This is a genomic window from Mycobacterium talmoniae, assembly GCF_001854525.1.
GTDB lineage: Bacteria > Actinomycetota > Actinomycetes > Mycobacteriales > Mycobacteriaceae > Mycobacterium > Mycobacterium talmoniae.
In genome coordinates, this window is the sequence record NZ_MLQM01000275.1 from 1 (window position 1) to 3,811 (window position 3,811).

3 protein-coding genes and 1 pseudogene are annotated in these 3,811 nt (G+C 72.4%); 1 reads left to right on the forward strand and 3 read right to left on the reverse strand.

The annotated features are described in order from the left end of the window. The 3 genes and pseudogenes from BKN37_RS26235 to BKN37_RS26245 all read right to left on the reverse strand — a co-directional run. Positions 1-319 (reverse strand): annotated as a pseudogene (locus tag BKN37_RS26235) (hypothetical protein); the annotation flags it as partial. Positions 320-380: 61 nt separating this feature from the next. Then, the gene (gene ripC, locus BKN37_RS26240; RefSeq protein WP_071030140.1) at positions 381-1,502 is read right to left on the reverse strand and encodes a peptidoglycan hydrolase RipC; all 1,122 of its coding nucleotides are present in this window, start codon (positions 1,500-1,502) and stop codon (positions 381-383) included. Positions 1,503-1,662: 160 nt separating this feature from the next. Continuing rightward, entirely contained in the window at positions 1,663-1,884 is a 222-nt protein-coding gene (locus BKN37_RS26245; RefSeq protein WP_071030142.1) for a hypothetical protein, read from the reverse strand. A gap of 550 nt (positions 1,885-2,434) precedes the next feature. On the opposite strand from BKN37_RS26245, the gene BKN37_RS26250 reads away from it, so the two are divergent. Beyond that, positions 2,435-3,811 (forward strand): DEDD exonuclease domain-containing protein (locus tag BKN37_RS26250; RefSeq protein ID WP_165618404.1); only part of this gene is annotated, 1,377 nt, incomplete at its 3' end.

A 3,811-nucleotide genomic window follows, 5' to 3' on the forward strand; every position in this document is an offset into this window, starting at 1 on the left:
CATCCACCCGGTCGGCGACCGCGACCGCGGCGACGTCGGCCCATTGTTCGGCGCTGCCCCCGCCGGCGGCGGCGCGGAACTGCGCGTCGGTGCCGGTGGCCAGCACCACGATGCGCCGGGGCCAGTCGGTGCCCCAGAACGCCTCGACCTCGTCGACGGCCGTGCCGATCGTCGCGGCGACGCGGTCCAGCAGCGCGGCGGTCGTCGGGCCGCCCGCATCGATCAGCTCGACGTCGCGGTGATCACCGACCCGCAGCGGCGCCGGGGCCGGGTCGGCCGCGCGGGATGCCGCGGTGGCCGGGCAGGCCGGGAGCAGCACGACCGCGGCGGCCGCGATCAGCTCGACCAGCAGCAGCCCGACCAGCGCGGTGCGCCGGCGCTCAGTAACGGCGGGCGTTGTGGATCGGCCCCGACGAGTACATCGGCACCACCCGGACCGGCTGGCCGTAGGTGGAGGAATGGATCATCATGCCGTCCCCGACGTAGATGCCGGAGTGGGAGGCGTCGGAGTAGAAGGTCAGCACGTCGCCGGGCTGCAGATCCGACAGCGCCACCGGCTGCCCGCCGTTGGCCTGCGCCTGGCTGGAGTGCGGCAGCGAGATGCCGGCCTGGCGGAACGCCCACATCACCAGCCCGGAGCAGTCGAAGCCGCCCGGTGCGGCGCCGCCCCACACGTACGGCGAGCCGACCTGGGTCAGCGCGGCCTGCACCGCGATCGCGCCCTCACCGCTGCCGCCGGGTGCCATCGACGGGAACCCATCCCCGGGCGGGCCGGCCTCCGGCGCGCCCTCGGTCGGCGGCGCCGCCTCGGGGGCCGGGGCGGGCAGCGCTTCGGGCGCCGGGCCCGGGGCGGCCAGGGTGGCCCGCTGCCCGGGGGTCAGCGCCGAGTACTGGGATTTGACGACGGCGATCTGCATCTGCAGCCGGCTCTGCTTGGACTGCAGATCCGCGCGGACCGTGGCGGCGTGTTCGGCGGCGGTCTTGGCCTCGGCCGCCGATTTGGCGGAGGCCTGCTCGGCCTCGGCGGCCTGCTGGCCGGCGGCGCGGTAGCGGGCCACCTGGGCGGACATGTCGGCGCCGACGACGCGCTGCACGGCCAGCTTGTCGATCAGCTGCTGCGGCGACTCGGCGGTCAAGATGGCGTCCATGCCGTCGGTGCGGCCGCCCATGTAGGTGGCGGCAGCAAACTTGTCGACGGCGGTCTGGAAGTTTGCGAGCTGCGATTTCGCGGCTTGCAGCTTGGCCTCGTCGTCCGCGTGCGCCTTTTCGGCAGCCCCTTGGGCGGCAAGCTTTTCGTTCAGGTCCAGCTGCGCGCTGTGCATCGCCTCGGTGGTTTTCTCGGCCTGCCGCGACAGCTCATTGAGTTTTGCTAGCGCGTCGTCGGCGGGGTCGGCCTGCACATGCGTGGCGAGGATCCCGGAGAGGACGACAAATCCCGATATCGCACCGACGGCAGGTCGCTTGATAACACGCAAGGTCCAGTGCGTACGGTCGAGCTTCAAGATTTGCATCCTTAAAACTGCCGGGGGACGTGTCGTGCCGCGCCGCCGTCGAGCTCACTTAGGTCTCAGACAGGTTACGAAACGGCAACGACGTTGTCCATCACGAAGGCCCAAATTTATCAGGTGAGCTCTCGGAACGGCACCCCGGCGCGCCGACTAATTACGCCACCCCCGAGCTCCGCGGTCCGTGGATGGGCACCAGCCGCAGCCGCGGCGCCAGGCCGGCCTCGGCGAGCACGTCGAGCGCGGCGCGCTCATCCTGCAACAAGGTGTCGGGCACCCCGAGCAACACGCTGACCACACAGTCGCGGCAGCCGGGCCCGCGTACCGCGCAGTCGTCACAGTCGATCACCACCGGTTCCGTCGGGTCGACGTGCGCCATCGGCGACTCCTTTCGCTCGTTTGCCCGCACCCTAACCGGGGCCACCGACATGTTCGTCGGCGCTGATCAGCGGGGGTATCGCTGCGGTGGCGGTGGTTAGGGTGCCGACACTGCGGTGGCGGCATCGAGACTGCGGTCGGCGGCGCCCAGACTGCGGTGGCGGCATCGAGTCTGCGGTCGGCGGCGCCCAGACTGCGCTGACGGCATCGAGTCTGCGGTCGGCGGCGCCCAGACTGCGCTGGCGGCATCGAGTCTGCGGTGAGGGCATCGACACTGCGCTGGCGGCGCCCAGACTGCGGTCAGGCCGTCATTTCCGCCAGAAACCCGTCCTCACCGCAGACTCGATGCCTTGGTTGCAGACTCGCCGCCCTCACCGCAGGCTCGATGCCCTGGTTGCAGGCTCGCTGCCCTCACCGCAGACTCAATGCCCTGGCCGCAGACTCGCTTCCCTGGCCGCAGACTCGCCGCCCTCACCGCAGGCTCGATGCCCTCACCGCGGACTGGACGGCAGCCGCGACACCCACGACGGTGTGGGAACCGGGCGCTGTCGGTGCGGCTGCCTAACGTCACCGCCATGGGTGTGACCGCCGCGGCACAGTTGAGCTTCGCCGAGCTGGACCCCGACGGCGCGCCCGCGTTCGAGACCCCGCTGCGCGACACGACGTTCGTGGTGGTGGACCTGGAAACCACCGGCGGCCGCGCGTCGGGCACCGCGACCGCGCCGCCGGACGCCATCACCGAGATCGGGGCGGTCAAGGTGCGCGGCGGCACGGTGCTGGGCGAGTTCGCCACCCTGATCGACCCGCAGCGCAGCATCCCGCCGCAGATCACCCGGCTGACCGGGATCACCACCGCGATGGTGTGCGACGCCCCGACCATCGCCGCGGTGCTGCCGACGTTTCTGGAGTTCGCCCGCGACAGCGTGCTGGTGGCCCACAACGCCGGATTCGATGTCGGGTTCCTGCGCGCGGCCACCGAGCGGTGCGGTTTGGCCTGGCCCAAGCCGCCGGTGCTGTGCACGGTGCGGCTGGCCCGCCGGGTGCTCAGCCGCGAGGAAGCCCCCAGCGTGCGGCTGGCCGAGCTGGCCCGGCTGTTCCGGGTCGCCACCGAGCCCACCCACCGCGCCCTGGACGACGCGCGCGCCACCGTCGAGGTGCTGCACGCGCTGATCGAGCGGGTCGGCAACCAGGGTGTGCACACCTACACCGAGCTGCGGTCGTATCTGCCCAATGTGTCACCGGCCCAGCGCCGCAAACGCACCCTGGCCGCCCACCTGCCGCATAAGCCCGGGGTGTATCTGTTCCGCGGGCCGTCCGGTGAGGTGCTCTACGTCGGCACCGCGGTCGATCTGCGCCGTCGGGTCGGCCAGTACTTCACCGGCGCCGACCCGCGCGGCCGGATCAAGGAGATGGTGACGCTGGCCAGCACCGTCGACCACGTCGAGTGCGCGCACCCGCTAGAGGCCGGGGTGCGCGAGCTGCGGCTGCTGGCCGCCCACGCCCCGCCGTACAACCGGCGGTCCCGGTTCCCGCACCGGTGGTGGTGGGTGGTGCTCACCGACGAGGCCTTCCCGCGGCTGTCGGTGGTGCGCAACCCGCGCCACGACCGGGTGATCGGCCCGTTTCGGTCCCGCGCCGACGCCGCCGAAACCGCCGCGCTGCTGACCCGGTTCACCGGGCTGCGCAGCTGCACCACCCGGCTGGGCCGGACCAAACGCCACGCCTGCCCGGAACGCGAGGTCGCGCCGTGCCCGGCCGCCCAACACCTCACCGCCGCCGAGTACGCCCCGACCGTCGCCCGCGCCGCCGCCCTGATCGACGGGCACGACAACACCGCGCTGGCCGCCGCCGTGCAGCAAGTCGACAAGCTGGCCGGGCAGCACCGATACGAAAGCGCCGCCCGGCTGCGCGACCACGCCGCCGCCACG